The organism is Pseudomonas sp. 09C 129 (genome assembly GCF_002843625.1).
In the GTDB taxonomy this organism is placed as follows: Bacteria; Pseudomonadota; Gammaproteobacteria; order Pseudomonadales; family Pseudomonadaceae; genus Aquipseudomonas; species Aquipseudomonas chlororaphis.
This window is the reverse complement of record NZ_CP025261.1, coordinates 5,455,193-5,469,383: the sequence shown is the minus strand read 5'-3', so window position 1 is coordinate 5,469,383 and position 14,191 is coordinate 5,455,193. Positions and strand designations below refer to the sequence as shown.

Annotated in this window: 11 protein-coding genes; 5 read left to right on the top strand and 6 right to left on the bottom strand. The window is 62.5% G+C overall.

Going from position 1 to position 14,191, the window contains the following annotated elements; translation table 11 throughout:
• Positions 1-133: 133 nt before the first annotated feature.
• Positions 134-616 (bottom strand): hypothetical protein, encoded by a 483-nt coding sequence (locus CXQ81_RS24285; protein WP_007927808.1) that lies wholly within the window; start codon positions 614-616, stop codon positions 134-136.
• A gap of 273 nt (positions 617-889) precedes the next feature.
• Positions 890-1,114, bottom strand: a complete 225-nt coding sequence (locus CXQ81_RS24280; protein ID WP_007927809.1) for a hypothetical protein — start codon at positions 1,112-1,114, stop codon at positions 890-892.
• Positions 1,115-2,055: 941 nt separating this feature from the next.
• On the opposite strand from CXQ81_RS24280, the gene CXQ81_RS24270 reads away from it, so the two are divergent.
• On the top strand, positions 2,056-2,379 hold the full coding sequence (locus CXQ81_RS24270) for a hypothetical protein (protein ID WP_009045091.1): 324 nt from the start codon (positions 2,056-2,058) through the stop codon (positions 2,377-2,379).
• A 175-nt stretch (positions 2,380-2,554) separates the two neighbouring features.
• Positions 2,555-3,922: a DNA recombination protein RmuC gene (rmuC, locus tag CXQ81_RS24265; protein ID WP_178081116.1), complete on the top strand. Its 1,368-nt coding sequence runs from the start codon at positions 2,555-2,557 to the stop codon at positions 3,920-3,922.
• Between the two features lie 15 nt (positions 3,923-3,937).
• Here rmuC and CXQ81_RS24260 read toward each other — a convergent pair whose 3' ends face one another.
• Together CXQ81_RS24260 and CXQ81_RS24255 are read right to left on the bottom strand one after the other, a co-directional pair.
• On the bottom strand, positions 3,938-7,408 hold the full coding sequence (locus tag CXQ81_RS24260; protein WP_101338783.1) for a PAS domain-containing hybrid sensor histidine kinase/response regulator: 3,471 nt from the start codon (positions 7,406-7,408) through the stop codon (positions 3,938-3,940).
• A gap of 199 nt (positions 7,409-7,607) precedes the next feature.
• The gene (locus CXQ81_RS24255) at positions 7,608-8,153 is read right to left on the bottom strand and encodes a TetR/AcrR family transcriptional regulator (RefSeq protein WP_101338782.1); all 546 of its coding nucleotides are present in this window, start codon (positions 8,151-8,153) and stop codon (positions 7,608-7,610) included.
• Between the two features lie 91 nt (positions 8,154-8,244).
• Between CXQ81_RS24255 and CXQ81_RS24250 the strand changes: the two genes are divergently transcribed.
• The 3 genes from CXQ81_RS24250 to CXQ81_RS24240 all read left to right on the top strand — a co-directional run bounded on the left by CXQ81_RS24250 (position 8,245) and on the right by CXQ81_RS24240 (position 12,709).
• Positions 8,245-9,450: an MFS transporter gene (locus tag CXQ81_RS24250; RefSeq protein ID WP_101338781.1), complete on the top strand. Its 1,206-nt coding sequence runs from the start codon at positions 8,245-8,247 to the stop codon at positions 9,448-9,450.
• Positions 9,451-9,601: 151 nt separating this feature from the next.
• On the top strand, positions 9,602-10,750 hold the full coding sequence (locus CXQ81_RS24245) for a TDT family transporter (RefSeq protein WP_101338780.1): 1,149 nt from the start codon (positions 9,602-9,604) through the stop codon (positions 10,748-10,750).
• An 84-nt stretch (positions 10,751-10,834) separates the two neighbouring features.
• Complete coding sequence (locus CXQ81_RS24240; protein ID WP_101338779.1) at positions 10,835-12,709, top strand: MFS transporter; 1,875 nt, start codon at positions 10,835-10,837, stop codon at positions 12,707-12,709.
• A gap of 64 nt (positions 12,710-12,773) precedes the next feature.
• Here the strand turns inward: CXQ81_RS24240 and sugE are convergent, their stop codons facing one another.
• Both sugE and CXQ81_RS24230 read right to left on the bottom strand, forming a co-directional pair.
• Complete coding sequence (gene sugE, locus CXQ81_RS24235; RefSeq protein ID WP_007927818.1) at positions 12,774-13,091, bottom strand: quaternary ammonium compound efflux SMR transporter SugE; 318 nt, start codon at positions 13,089-13,091, stop codon at positions 12,774-12,776.
• A gap of 118 nt (positions 13,092-13,209) precedes the next feature.
• A complete protein-coding gene (locus tag CXQ81_RS24230) occupies positions 13,210-14,175 on the bottom strand; it encodes a bile acid:sodium symporter family protein (protein ID WP_101338778.1) in 966 nt (321 codons plus the stop codon).
• Positions 14,176-14,191 lie beyond the last annotated feature (16 nt).

The following is a 14,191-nucleotide window of genomic DNA, read 5'->3' as shown; positions in this document are numbered from 1 at the left end:
TGGTGATCACCGGAGCGAAAATTACCAACATTTCCTCCTCAACGCTATAGGCTGTATGGCTTGAGATAGAGCGGTTTTGTAGGACAATCCGACCAAAATTGCGGTTGTTTGCGCGATCTTGCAAAAAGTCTGGTCAGCAGGCGACCTGATTCAGTGGCGCAACACAGGTCTGCCAGGCATCGGCGAAGTCCCGCAGACGTCCTTGTGGCTGGAAGATCTGCTTCCAGATACGAGCCATGCCGACCAGGTCATCGGCTTCGGGAAGCGGGGTGTTCTGCTCTTCTACCAGCAGCCAGGCGATGGCGGTGGCGTAACGCAGGTTGACGGTCAGTTCCAGATGCGGCCCGCTGAGGAATGCATGCTGGCTGGCCAGGCCGCGAACCAAGCTGGCGCGTTCCGGGTCCAGGGCCAGGTAGTGGTCCCAGAGTGCCTGGTGGCGGGGTTCGGCGATGCGGTAGAGGCCATGGCCTCTGCGGTCGTGCAGGGCGGAGCCGAGGGCGGATTGACTGGCGGCGATGCCTAGCAGCAATGATTCTGCGGTGCGACTGTGATTGCCCAGATAGATCAGGGTCGGGCGGATCACGTAGCGGCACAGTTCGCTGGCGGCAATACCCATAAAGCCCTCGAAGCGTGAAGTGGCCGGCGAGGCCTGATGGGGGAGCTTGGCAGCGATGGATCGGTCAGGCTCGCCGGAAGCGGATCATGCCGCTTGAGTTGAAGTGTAGTGTCATATCGTTGCTGTAAAGGCCTGTTTTTAAAATATTTCCGGCTTCCTGTTATAACCGTTATACCGGATGGTGCTTTAGCCGAAGGCGGGAAAATCGAAATAACAGGTAATAAAAAGCCCCGCTATTCAGGCGGGGCTTCGGGTTTTCAGCGCTCTGGCGTCTCAGGCGGTCAGGGCCTGACGGGTGCGCTCAATCACCGCTTGCAGCGGCTCGGCGCTGGAATACTGATCGGGGTACAGGCGTTCGCTGTGACGAGCGATACCGTGTTCGTTGACCAGGGTGAAGCTGAAGCAGCCTTTGCGAGCGGCCATGATCAGGCAGTTCATTGGAGCAAAAGCATTGGTAAGGGTGCGAATGGCATCCTGAGTCTGGATTTGAGTAGACATAGTTATTGGGTGTTCCTACAAATGACACGGTTAAGAACCGTGCAACGTTAAAACGTTCCAGTAACGCCGACCACCATTGGTCGAACGAAGAACCCGACTGGAACAAAGCAGCCAGTTGGAAGCGCTTTATCAAGTGCGCGCTAGGGCTGGCAGGTAGGTACTTAGGAGGGCAGGCAATCACAGCAGGGGTTAAGGTTCTGGGCCCCAGGTGAAGATCCTGATCAATTTGCAGGTTGGTTCGGTCAGAGTAAAAAGGGTTTCGCGACATCCTTTGCAATGTGTTCAAAGGCAGTGTCGGCGAAAGCTTTACCTGGAAACCAGCGAGGTGGTCGATCCCGTGTAGTCGGTAGAAACTTCTCTTCAGGGAAGCTGAACCGGGGGACTTGTTCGACCAGAATTGACTTTCAGCTTGGTACTAACGCTGTGGATGATAACGGATTGATGTAGCTGGTGCAAGTGTGTTAGGCAAAATGGTTATGAGCGTCACAGGGGCGAGGTCGTGAACGAGGCAGGCCGGCCTTTCCACCGTAGTTGAGCAGAAAGTTGTTACTGGAGCTTTGGTCTTCGCTGCCGTTCTCCCGTGAACGGGCGAAAAAGGTGCACCGATATAACCGGATCAAGGGTACTTGTGCACAATAGTTGCGCGGACTGTCACCGGCCTGTCACCTCACCTGTCGGGCCCTCCAATGCCTGCGATGAAAATTTAAGTCAATGAAAAACATCGGTTTTTTTTACTGGTGAAAAAATCGTCAGTTTGACTGCGGGCCCCGTCCCATGCGGCTTTCGGAGACTTGTAGGGCGGTTGTCCACTGAGTTATCCACAGCTTCTGTGGATTGTCCCAAGCGCTTGCTCTAGCACGGGCGTGCCGAGTTTTTTCGACTTTACGCGTGTGAAAAAAGGAGTAGAGTGGCGCGCCTTCCGATCTGCCCTACAGTGCTTTATGAAGTTTCGCTCAGTGTCACCTTCTGTTACCTCTGCCTCTTCCAGTGTTACCGAGCCCAAGCGTTTTTCGTTACGTGTGGCCATGTGGCTGCTCGACAGCCCGCGCCTGGGTGATAACCGGAACGTCAAGCACTTTGCCGGGCGTTTGCTCAAGCAACCTGCCCGGGAAGGGGTAGTGGCGGCGCAGAGCCGTCTCGGCCAACTGATGTGCCGCGAATGCGGCAACGCCCGCGATCGGCGGATCGGTCATGACCTGCTGCGCCAGGCGGCACGGGCTGGCGATCGCCGCGCCCAGCTGGAGCTTGGCCAGATCGAAGACTGAGCTGTCCAAGCCTCGGTCCCTTGGTTAACCTTCAAGCTTTATTTCACTGTCTGGAGTGGCTATGGCTATGGACTTGACCAGCGTACTGCTCGGTCTGGCAGGCGCGGCATTGCCCTTGGTGGCGCTTGCCTGGCAACTGCAACGCCGTCTGAGCTCCCGCCAAACCGAACTGTCCCTGCTGGAGGAACGCCTGGCCACGGCGTTGCTGGCGCAGGATGGCTTGAACGCCCAACTGGATGCCTGTCGCGACGAGATCAGCGACCTGGGCCAGGCCAATGCCGTGAAGCAGGCCGATCTGGCGGCGGTGCGCCGGGAAGTCGAGTTGTTGCAGATCGAACGCGACAACGCCCGTGATGCCGCCCACGCCTGGAACCTTGAACGGGCTAGCAAGGAAGCCGAGCTGCGGCGCCTGGATGCCCAGGCCGCGTCATTGAATGCCGAGTTGCGCGAGCAGCAGGAAAGCCACCAGCAACGCCTGAGCGACCTGCAAGGCTCGCGGGACGAGCTGCGGGCGCAGTTCGCCGAGCTGGCGGGCAAGATCTTCGACGAGCGTGAGCAGCGTTTTGCCGAGAACAGCCAGCAGCGTCTCGGACAATTGCTCGACCCGCTCAAGGAGCGCATCCAGTCCTTCGAGAAGCGGGTCGAAGAGAGTTATCAGGCCGAAGCGCGCGAGCGTTTTTCCCTCGGCAAGGAGCTCGAGCGCCTGCAACAGCTGAACCTGCGCTTGAGCGACGAGGCGACCAACCTGACCCGTGCGCTCAAGGGCCAGAAAACCCAGGGCAACTGGGGCGAGCTGATTCTCGAGCGGGTACTGGAGCATGCCGGCCTGGAGAAGGGTCGTGAGTACCAGACCCAGGTCAGCCTCAAAGGGCCCGACGGCGAGCGTTTCCAGCCCGACGTGCTGATCATGCTGCCCGGTGACAAGCAGGTGGTGGTGGACTCCAAGGTCAGCCTGACCGCCTACCAGCAGTTTGTCGCGGCGGACGATGAAGTGATCGGCCAGGCGGCGCTGAAGCAGCACGTACTGTCCTTGCGCAATCACGTCAAAGGCCTGGCCGGTAAGGATTACAAGCGTCTGGAAGGCTTGCACAGCCTGGATTTCGTGTTGCTCTTCGTACCCATCGAGGCGGCTTTTTCCGCCGCCTTGCAAGCCGAGCCCAACCTGTTCCAGGAAGCCTTCGACCGCAATATCGTGATCGTCAGCCCGACCACCTTGCTGGCTACCCTGCGAGTGATCGACAGCCTGTGGAAGCAGGAGCGGCAGAGCCAGAACGCCCGGGAAATCGCCGAGCGCGCCGGTTGGCTGTACGACAAGTTCGTGTTGTTCATTCAGGATCTGGATGAAGTCGGCAATCGTCTGCAGCAACTGGACAAGGCCTACAGCGCCGCGCGCAACAAGCTGACCGAGGGGCGTGGCAACCTGGTCAGCCGCAGCGAGCAACTGCGGTTGCTCGGGGCGCGTGCCAGCAAGAGCCTGCCGGCGGACCTGCTGGAGCGGGCGATGACCGATGCCGACGGCGCGTTGCTCGAACTGCCGGATTGACCCGGGGGCGGAAGGTCAGAGCGGCAGATGCCGGCTCAGCAGCGCCCGCAACGCCGCGGGCTTCACCGGCTTGGCCAGGTAGTCCAGCCCAGCGGCGTGCACCTCGGCGACCATCTCGGGGCGCCCGTCGGCGCTGATCACCACGCCTGGCACCGGGTCACCCAACTGGGTACGCAGCCAGGCCATGACCTCGGTGCCGGTTTCGCCATCGTCCAAGTGATAGTCCACCAATGCCAGTTGCGGGCGCACGCCATCATTGAGCAGCGCCGCGCATTCTTCGCGGTTACGCGCGGTCCAGACCTGGCAGCCCCAGCGGCTGAGCAGGCTGTTCATGCCGATCAGGATGCTGTCTTCGTTGTCGACACACAGTACCTGGGCGCCGGACAGCAGATGGCCGTTGAGTTCGGCCACCTGCCTCGGTGCACTGACGGCCGCCTTGGCCAAAGGCACGCTGACACTGAAGACGCTGCCCTTACCCGGCCAGGAGCGTACTTGCAGGCCGTGACCGAGCACGCGACACAGCCCGTCGGCGATCGCCAACCCGAGGCCCAGGCCTTTTTCGGCGCGGGTCTGGTGGCTGTCGAGGCGTTTGAATTCTTCGAAGATCACTTGCTGCTTATCCAGTGGAATCCCCGGTCCACGGTCCCAGACTTCCAGGCACAGCTGGTTGCCGCGGCGGCGCACGCCCAGCAGCACAGGCCCCTTGGCGTAACGGAAGGCATTGGTCAGGAAATTCTGCAGAACCCGGCGCAGTAGCTTGATGTCGCTGTCGACCCTGAGACGGCTGCCGCGCAGGCGGAATTGCAGGCCTTGCTCCTGGGCCAGCACCTTGAATTCGGCCCCCAGGGTATCGAACAGTTCGTTGAGCACGAACGGCTTGCGCTCCGGATTGATCTTGCCGTTTTCCAGGCGGGAGATGTCCAGCAGGTCGCTGATCAGGTCTTCGGCGGAGCGCAGGGAGCTGTCCAGGTGCTGGACCAATTGCTGGGCTTCGGCGGACAAACCGTCGTCCTGGTGGGAGAGGGCGGCGGAGAACAGCCGGGCGGCATTCAGCGGTTGCATCAGATCGTGACTGACCGCTGCCAGGAAACGAGTCTTGGACTGGTTGGCGGCCTCGGCGGTGCCCTTGGCCTCGGTCAGCGCGGCGTTCAGTTGCGACAGTTCGTGGGTCCGCTCGGCGACCCGCTGCTCCAGGCCCTCGTTGGCTTCGGTGAGGGCCTGTTCGGCTTCGCGGAACGGGGTGATGTCGGTGAAACTCATGACAAAGCCGCCGCCGGGCATCGGGTTGCCGATCAACTCGATCACCCGGCCATTGGGGAACAGCCGTTCGGAGGTGTGGGCGCGGCCCTGACGCATCCAGTGCAGGCGGCGGGCGACATGCACTTCGGCCTCGCCCGGCCCGCACAGGCCTCGTTCGGCGTTGTGGCGGATGATGTCGGCGATCGGCCGGCCGACGCTGATCAACCCGTCCGGGTAGTTGAACAGCTCCAGGTAGCGACGGTTCCAGGCCACCAGCCTGAGGGACTGGTCGACCACGCTGATGCCCTGGCTGATGTTCTCGATCGCGCCTTGCAGCAAGGCCCGGTTGAATTGCAGCACTTCCGAGGCTTCGTCGGCGATGCGCACCACGTCTTCGAGCTGCATCTCCCGCCCTTCGATGGCGGCCTTGACCACCGCGCGGGTGGACGATGCACCGAGCACGCCGGCCAGCAGGCGTTCGGTGTGGGCGATCCATTCGCCGTCGGCGTTCTGGTTGGGGTTGAAGCCTTTGCCCTGGCGGTAGGCAAAGCGGATGAAGCTCTGGCGGGCCCGTTCTTCCCCGACAAAACGCGCGGCGAGCTTGAGCAGGTCGTCGATCTGCACCGAGAGCATCGATCGGGAGCTGGGGCGGCCGCTGATTTCCTGGCCGATGAAGCGCCCGGCCTGCCAGTGCTCCGAAACCCGGGTACGCGACAGTACCGAGACCCAGGCGAACAGGGTGAAGTTGCCGGCCAGCGACAGCACCACGCCTTGGGTCAAGGGGGTGATCGGCAGGTTCAGCGGGTTGCCGTGCAGCCAGGCCAGGCCCGGGAAGCTGTTCAGCGACCAGCCCAGGCTGTGGGCGGCGATCGGCAGGACCAGGGTGTAGAACCACAGGAAAGTACCGGCCGCCAATCCGGCGAACACGCCGCGGCGGTTGGCCTGCTTCCAGTACAGCGCACCGAGCATGGCCGGGGCCAGTTGGGTCACCGCGGCAAAGGCGATCTGGCCGATGGTCGCCAGGCTCGCGGTGGAGCCCAGCAAGCGGTAGCTGACATAGGCCAGCAGCAGGATGACCACGATGCTGACCCGGCGCACCGAGAGCATCCAGTGGCGGAACACTTCGAAGGGCCGTTCGGCACTCTGCCGGCGCAGCAGCCAGGGCAGCAGCATGTCGTTGGAGACCATGGTCGACAGGGCCACGCTGGCGACGATCACCATGCCGGTGGCGGCCGACGCGCCGCCGATGAAGGCCAGCACGGCCAGGGCCGGATGGGCCTGGGCCAGGGGCAGGCTGATGACGAACGAATCCGGCAGCACCGAGCTGGGCAGCAGCATCTGCCCGGCAAGGGCGATCGGCACCACGAACAGCGCGGCCAGGGCCAGGTAGGCGGGAAACACCCACTTGGCCAGGCGCAGGTCCTGGGGTTCGATGTTCTCCACTACGGTGACGTGGAACTGCCGCGGCAGGCAGATGATCGCCATCATGGCGACGCCGGTCTGCACTACCATCGACGGCCAGTTGATGGTTTCTTCCCAGTACTGCTCCAGGCGCGGGGCGAGCATGGCCTGGCTGAACAGGTCGTCGAAACCGTCGTACAGGCCATAGGTGACAAAGGCGCCGACCGCGAGAAAGGCCAGCAGCTTGACCAGGGATTCGAAGGCAATCGCCAGCACCATGCCTCGGTGGTGCTCGGTGGCGTCGAGGTTGCGGGTACCGAAGACGATGGTGAACAGCGCCAGGATCAGCGACACGATCAGCGCCGTGTCCTGGGCGCGGGTGCCCATGGTATCGGCACCCGCGCCGATCAGCAGGTCCACGCCAAGCACGATGCCCTTGAGCTGCAGGGCAATATAAGGAAGCACGCCGACCAGGCAGATCAGCGCCACCACCACCGCCAGGGTCTGGGACTTGCCGTAGCGCGCGGCGATGAAGTCGGCGATGGAGGTGATGTTTTCCTGCTTGCTGATCATCACCATCTTTTGCAGGACCCAGGGCGCGAGTACCAGCAGCAGGATCGGCCCCAGGTAGATTGGCAAGAACGACCAGAGTTGCTCGGCGGCCTGGCCGACGGCGCCGAAGAAGGTCCAGCTGGTGCAATACACCGCCAGCGACAGGCTGTACACCCAGGCACGCACCCGCGGCGGCAAGGGCGCGCTGCGACGGTCACCGTAAAAGGCGATGGCGAACATGATGGCCATATAGGCCAGGGCGACGATGGCGATCAGCCCGCTGGACAGCGACATGGAAACTCCGAACATAAAGGCGCGCCGGGCGCTTCAGCCCGGTCAGACAGTCTCGCACGATGTTCGGGGTTCGTCAGTGTCGACCAAGGTATTGGCGCGGCCAGGTGTCGCAGGGGGAAGAGGGCTGCCTGTCAGGTTTTATCGCGGAAGGCACGCGCCTATGGAAGGTGGCTCGGAACCGGTCGGCGCGAGAGCGGCCTCAAGGCTGCAGCGCGATGTCGATCAGTTCATGCAGTTCCTGCACTTCAAGCGGTTGCGCTGCGAACAGGATGCGGAACACCGTTGGCGCCACCAGCATGTTCAACAGCCGGTCGATGCTGGGCAGGGCCGCCTCGTTGTGCCGGTGACGGTCGAGGATGATCTGCAATTGCCCGCTGAGAATGCTCACGCAATAGCCGGGTGTGCTGCTGCATTGCACGTCGCGCATCATGTTGCGCCCGGGTTCGGAGCTCATTTCGTCGAGGTACTGTTCGGCCCAGGCCCGCAGGTCGCCGCGCAGGCTGCCGGTGGCGGCCGGTTCGCTGTCCGGGCGCATGCGTTCCAGGGCGACATCCGCCAGCAGTGCCGACAGGTCGCCCCAGCGCCGGTAGATGGTCGAGGGCGTAACGCCGGCGCGGGTAGCGATTTGCGGCACGGTCAGGGTCGAGCGCCCCTGTTCTTCGAGGAGTTCCCTGACTGCCGAGTGGATGGATTCCTGCACCCGGGCACTGCGCCCGCCCGGGCGTAAACCTTCTTTAATAGCCATGGATCGAACCTTAACACAAAGAATTTGCTTTAAGAGCGAGGCGGTAGCACACTCCGCAAAAGCAAAAAATTAGCTTTAATGGAGCGTGCCCATGTCCAGTAGTGTCGACTCTTCACGGTCAAACCGTTCCAGACTGTTGTTTCTGGCGATCACCTTACTCAGTTTTCTCGCCGCTTCCAGTGTGCCGACGCCGATGTATCACCTGTATCAGGAGGCGCTGCAATTCTCGTCGGCGACCTTGACCCTGATCTTCGGCGTCTACGCCTTGAGCCTGCTGGCGGCGCTGCTGACCGTCGGCTCGCTTTCGGATTATCTGGGACGCAAGCCGGTGATCTTCGTGGCGTTGCTGCTGGACATACTGGCGATGCTGCTGTTCATCCAGGCCGACAGCGTGGCCTGGCTGATTGCTGCCCGGGTGATGCAGGGCTTCGCCACCGGCATGGCCACCAGTGTGCTGGGGGCGGCGCTGCTGGATACCGACCGCCAGCAGGGGCCGTTGGTCAACAGCGTGGCGCCCTTGCTGGGCATGGCGTGCGGGGCGATGGGCAGTGGCTTGCTGGTGGAATATGCGCCGTTGCCGCTGCAACTGGCCTACTGGTTGCTGCTGGTGCTGTTTGTCGCCCAGGCGCTGTACGTCTGGCGTTTACCGGAGACGGTCACTGCCCAGGCCGGTGTCTGGGCTTCCCTGCGGCCCTCGCTGCATGTACCGCCCCAGGCGCGACGGGCGCTGTGGTTGGCGTTACCGGTGGATGTGGCGGTGTGGGCCGTGGGCGGGTTCTTTCTGTCATTGGCGCCATCGCTGGTGCGCGCTGCGACGGGCTCGACCTCGAACCTGATCGGCGGTGGCCTGGTGGCGGTGCTGACGCTGAGCGGTGCCCTGATGATTGTTTCCCTGCGCTATCGTCCGGCCGACAAGGTTTTGCGGTTGGGCGCGAGCCTGCTGGCCGTCGGCATCAGCCTGATCCTCATCTCCGTGCACACCGCCAGCCTGCCGCTGTTCTTCCTCGGCACCCTGGTCACGGGCGGAGGTTTTGGCTCCGGGTTCCTCGGCGCTCTGCGCAGTGTGATGCCGCTGGCCTTGCCCCATGAGCGGGCGGGGTTGATGTCGGCGTTTTATGTCCTGAGTTATCTGGCGTTCTGCCTGCCGTCCCTGTTGGCGGGAAACCTGACGCGCAGTTTCGGCCTGATCGCGACCACCGATGGTTATGGCGCGGTGTTGATCCTGTTGTCCCTTGGCGCTTTGCTGGGGTTGCTGCGTCAGCGAACCGCCAAGGCCTGTGTCGCCCAGGAAAGTTGAGCGCGACGCGGGTGCCGATGGTTGAAGTGCAGACAGTGTCTAGCCCTTATATTTATAAAATAGATAACAGATAGAGAAATTACCCGTTATATAGATATTCGATCCGGTTCTACCATGGGCTCCACCTCATCGGAGGACAGGAGATCACACCATGACATGCCCCAATACCCTCAGAACCGGACGGCCCTTGAGCCAGCTGCAACATCCTCGCGAAGCCATCCGCCATTTCACCCCCAACTGGTTCGCGGCCACCATGGGCACCGGCGTGCTGGCTCTGGCGCTGGCCCAGTTGCCGCTGCGGATCCCGGGCCTGCACCTGTTGGCCGAGGGGCTGTGGCTGTTCACCATCGGGCTGTTCGTAGTGTTCAGCGCGGCCTATGCGGCACGCTGGGTAATGTTCTTCGACGAAGCCCGGCGGATTTTCGGGCATTCCACGGTCTCGATGTTCTTCGGCACCATCCCCATGGGCCTGGCCACCATCATCAACGGTTTCCTGCTGTTCGGCGTACCGCGCTGGGGTGACGGCGTGGTGCAGTTGGCCGAGCTGCTGTGGTGGCTGGATGTGGCGCTGTCGCTGGCTTGCGGGGTGTTGATTCCCTACATGATGTTCACCCGCCAGGAGCACCGTATCGACCAGATGACCGCGGTCTGGCTATTGCCGGTGGTCGCGGCCGAAGTCGCTGCCGCCAGTGGCGGGCTGCTGGCGCCGCATCTGGTGGACGCGCATTCGCAACTGGTGATGCTGGTGACCAGCTATGTGCTCTGGGCCTTCTCGCTGCCGGTGGCTTTCAGCATCCTGACCATTCTCCTGCTGCGCATGGCCTTGCATAAGCTGCCTCACGAAAGCATGGCTGCCTCGAGCTGGCTGGCCCTGGGGCCGATCGGCACGGGGGCCCTGGGCATGTTGCTGCTGGGCGCGGACGCTCCAGCGATCTTCGCCGCCAACGGCATGGCCGCAATGGGCGAAATCGCCGAGGGCCTGGGCCTGGTGGCCGGTATCACCCTGTGGGGTTTCGGCCTGTGGTGGATGCTGACGGCGCTGCTGATCACCCTGCGTTACCTGCGCGACGGCATTCCGTTCAACCTCGGCTGGTGGGGGTTCACCTTCCCGCTGGGGGTCTATGCCCTGACCACCCTGAAACTGGCCGCTACCCTGAACCTGACGTTTTTCGCGGTGCTCGGCAGCCTGTTGGTCCTGGCGCTGGCACTGATGTGGCTGCTGGTGGGCAAGCGCACGCTGCTGGGCGCTTATCGGGGTGAGTTGTTCGTTTCGCCTTGCATCGCAGGATTAGCGAAATAATCCGCGAACTTTAGGTAAGGTTGTGGCCTGGATCGAAGATCGATAATCCAATAACAGCATCCAAGCCACTCAGGGACATGGAAGATGAGTCACCCCTCACAGTTCACCTTGCTTCGTACGCGGCGTTTCCTGCCGTTCTTCATTACCCAGTCCCTCGGCGCGTTCAACGACAACATCTTCAAGCAGTCGCTGATCCTCGCCATTCTCTACAAGCTGGCCATCGAGGGAGACCGCTCGATCTGGGTCAACCTCTGCGCCTTGCTGTTTATCCTGCCGTTCTTCCTGTTCTCGGCGCTGGCCGGGCAATTCGGCGAGAAGTTCGCCAAGGATGCGTTGATCCGCCTGATCAAGCTCGGCGAGATCGTGATCATGGCCGTGGGGGCGGTGGGGTTTGTCTTCGATCACCTGTCGCTGATGCTGCTGGCGCTGTTCGCCATGGGCACCCACTCGGCGCTGTTCGGCCCGGTGAAATATTCGATCCTGCCCCAGGCGCTACGGGAGGAAGAGCTGGTGGGGGGCAACGGCCTGGTGGAAATGGGCACTTTCCTGGCGATTCTTGCCGGGACCATAGGCGCCGGGATCATGATGTCCTCCGTCCATTACGCACCGATTGTCTCGACGGCGATCATTGCCGTCGCCGTGCTCGGTTACCTCGCCAGCCGGGGCATCCCCCGGGCTGCGGCGGCCACCCCGGACATGCGTCTGAACTGGAACATCTTCAGCCAGTCCTGGGCCACCCTGCGCCTGGGCCTGGGGCAGACGCCGGCCGTGTCGCGCTCGATCGTCGGCAACTCGTGGTTCTGGTTTGTCGGGGCGATCTACCTGACGCAGATTCCGGCCTATGCCAAGGAGTGGATGCACGGCGACGAGACAGTGGTCACGCTGATCCTCACGGTGTTCTCGGTGGGCATCGCCGCCGGCTCCATGCTGTGCGAGAAACTCTCGGGGCGTAAGGTCGAGATCGGCCTGGTGCCTTTTGGCTCGTTCGGCCTGACGGTGTTCGGTCTGCTGCTGTGGTGGCATTCCGGCGGGATCCCGCCAAGCGAGGCGGGGTACAGCTGGCTCGAGGTACTCGGTCATGGCCATGCCTGGTGGGTGCTGATCGATATTCTCGGCCTGGGCATCTTCGGTGGTTTCTATATCGTGCCGCTGTATGCACTGATTCAGTCGCGGACCCCGGAGAACGAGCGGGCGCGGGTGATTGCCGCGAACAACATTCTCAACGCGCTGTTCATGGTGGTGTCGGCGATTGTCTCGATCGTCTTGCTGAGCCTGGCCAAACTGTCGATCCCGCAGCTGTTCCTGGTGGTGTCGCTGCTGAACATCGCGGTCAACGCCTACATCTTCAAGATCGTCCCCGAGTTCAGCATGCGTTTCATGATCTGGCTGCTCAGCCATTCCATGTACCGGGTCGAGCACCGCAACCTGGAGGCGATCCCGGACGAAGGCGCGGCGTTGCTGGTGTGCAATCACGTGTCCTTCGTCGATGCCTTGCTAATCGGCGGCGCGGTGCGGCGGCCGATTCGTTTCGTGATGTATTACAAGATCTACAACCTGCCAGTGCTCAACTTCATCTTCCGTACCGCCGGGACCATTCCGATTGCCGGGCGCAACGAGGACATCCAGATCTACGAAAGGGCGTTCACCCAGATTGCCCGCTACCTCAAGGATGGCGAGCTGGTGTGCATCTTCCCGGAAGGCAAGCTGACCACCGATGGCGAGATCAATGAGTTCAAGGGCGGGCTGACGCGGATTCTCGAAGAGACGCCGGTGCCGGTGATTCCGCTGGCGTTGCGGGGGCTGTGGGGCAGCTTTTTCAGCCGCGATCCAAGCAAGGGACTGTTCCGCCGCCTGTGGTCGCGAGTGACCCTGGTGGCGGGTTCGGCCGTGACCGCCGACAGTGCCGAACCGGCCCGTTTGCAAACCCTGGTGGGCGAGCTGCGCGGTAGCGTGCGCTAGGTTTCCAGCGCCTATAAAAACGCCCACAGAGTTGTGGGCGTTTTTGTTGGGGCGTTTGCTTGTATCAGGCCGCGCTGACCTTCAAGCCGATCAGCCCGGTAATGATCAGCGCCACGCTGGCCAGGCGGAACAGCGCCATGGACTCACCGAACAGAATGATCCCGGCGATCACCGTGCCGACCGCGCCGACCCCGGTCCAGATAGCATAGGCAGTGCCCAGCGGCAGTTCCTTCATGGCCAGCCCCAGCAGGCCGAGGCTGACCGCCATGGCGGCGATGGTCAGGGCGGTGGGGAGAGGGCGACTGAAACCGTCGGTGTACTTGAGGCCGACGGCCCAGCCCACTTCGAACAGGCCGGCGAAAAACAGAATGATCCAGGACATGATGACCTCCATCGATTGACGGGGTCGTCCCCAGATTAATGACTCGATCGAGCCGCGGGGTCGTCCCCGCGTTGCGCAGTATAGTGCCCATCATTAATCCGGGGATCAAGGTTTCTCCTCAGTCGCTCGCCTGCTGGACAGCCAGTGCGTGGTCGTCCTTTTCGCTCATGCGGCGGAACCAGGTGGAAAGCAGCGCCCCGGAAATGTTGTGCCAGACGCTGAACAGGGCGCTGGGCACCGCCGCCAGCGGCGAGAAGTGCGCGCTGGCCAGGGCGGCGCCGAGGCCGGAGTTCTGCATGCCGACTTCCAGGGCCAGGGATTTGCGTTGCGCCAACGGCAGTTTGAACAGGCGGCCGGTGAAGTAACCCAGCAGGTAACCGAAGCTGTTATGCAGCATCACCACGGCCATGATCAGCAGGCCGGACTCGGCGATTTTCGCCTGGCTGGCGGCCACCACCGCGGTGACGATGATCACGATGCTGACCACCGATACCAGCGGCAACACTTCCACCGCATGCCGCACCCGGTCGCCGAGCACACGCTGGGCAATCACCCCGAGCACGATCGGCAGCAGCACCACCTGTAGGATCGACCAGAACAACTCCATGAACGAGACCGGCAGCCAGGCCGAGGCCAGCAGCCAGATCAGGGCCGGGGTCAGCAGTGGCGCCAGCAGGGTGGTGACGGCGGCGATCGCCACTGACAGCGCCAGATCGCCGCGGGCCAGCCAGGTCATGACGTTGGATGACGTACCGCTCGGGCAGCAGCCGACCAGGATCACGCCGACGGCGATTTCCGGCGGCAGGTGGAATACCTGGCACAGCAACCAGGCCACGCCCGGCATGATCACGAAGTGCGCGACCACGCCCAGGGCCACGCGCCACGGATGGCGGGCGACTTCGGCGAAGTCTTCGAGCTTCAGGGTCAGGCCCATGCCGAACATCACCAGGCCCAGCAGTGGCACGATGGCGCCCTTGAGGCCGATGAACCAGTCCGGCTGCAAGAACGCCACCACCGCGAAAATCAGAACCCAGTAGGCAAAGGTATTGCCGACAAAACGACTTAATGCTGCCAGTGCACGCATGGCCTGTTCCTTCTTA

Coding starts and splice junctions, on each gene's coding strand:
- CXQ81_RS24285 (WP_007927808.1), bottom strand. CDS start 616: ATGGGTATTGCCGCCAGCGAACTGTGCCGCTACGTGATCCGCCCGACC.
- CXQ81_RS24280 (WP_007927809.1), bottom strand. CDS start 1,114: ATGTCTACTCAAATCCAGACTCAGGATGCCATTCGCACCCTTACCAAT.
- CXQ81_RS24270 (WP_009045091.1), top strand. CDS start 2,056: ATGAAGTTTCGCTCAGTGTCACCTTCTGTTACCTCTGCCTCTTCCAGT.
- CXQ81_RS24260 (WP_101338783.1), bottom strand. CDS start 7,408: ATGTCGCTGTCCAGCGGGCTGATCGCCATCGTCGCCCTGGCCTATATG.
- CXQ81_RS24255 (WP_101338782.1), bottom strand. CDS start 8,153: ATGGCTATTAAAGAAGGTTTACGCCCGGGCGGGCGCAGTGCCCGGGTG.
- CXQ81_RS24250 (WP_101338781.1), top strand. CDS start 8,245: ATGTCCAGTAGTGTCGACTCTTCACGGTCAAACCGTTCCAGACTGTTG.
- CXQ81_RS24245 (WP_101338780.1), top strand. CDS start 9,602: ATGACATGCCCCAATACCCTCAGAACCGGACGGCCCTTGAGCCAGCTG.
- CXQ81_RS24240 (WP_101338779.1), top strand. CDS start 10,835: ATGAGTCACCCCTCACAGTTCACCTTGCTTCGTACGCGGCGTTTCCTG.
- sugE (WP_007927818.1), bottom strand. CDS start 13,091: ATGTCCTGGATCATTCTGTTTTTCGCCGGCCTGTTCGAAGTGGGCTGG.
- CXQ81_RS24230 (WP_101338778.1), bottom strand. CDS start 14,175: ATGCGTGCACTGGCAGCATTAAGTCGTTTTGTCGGCAATACCTTTGCC.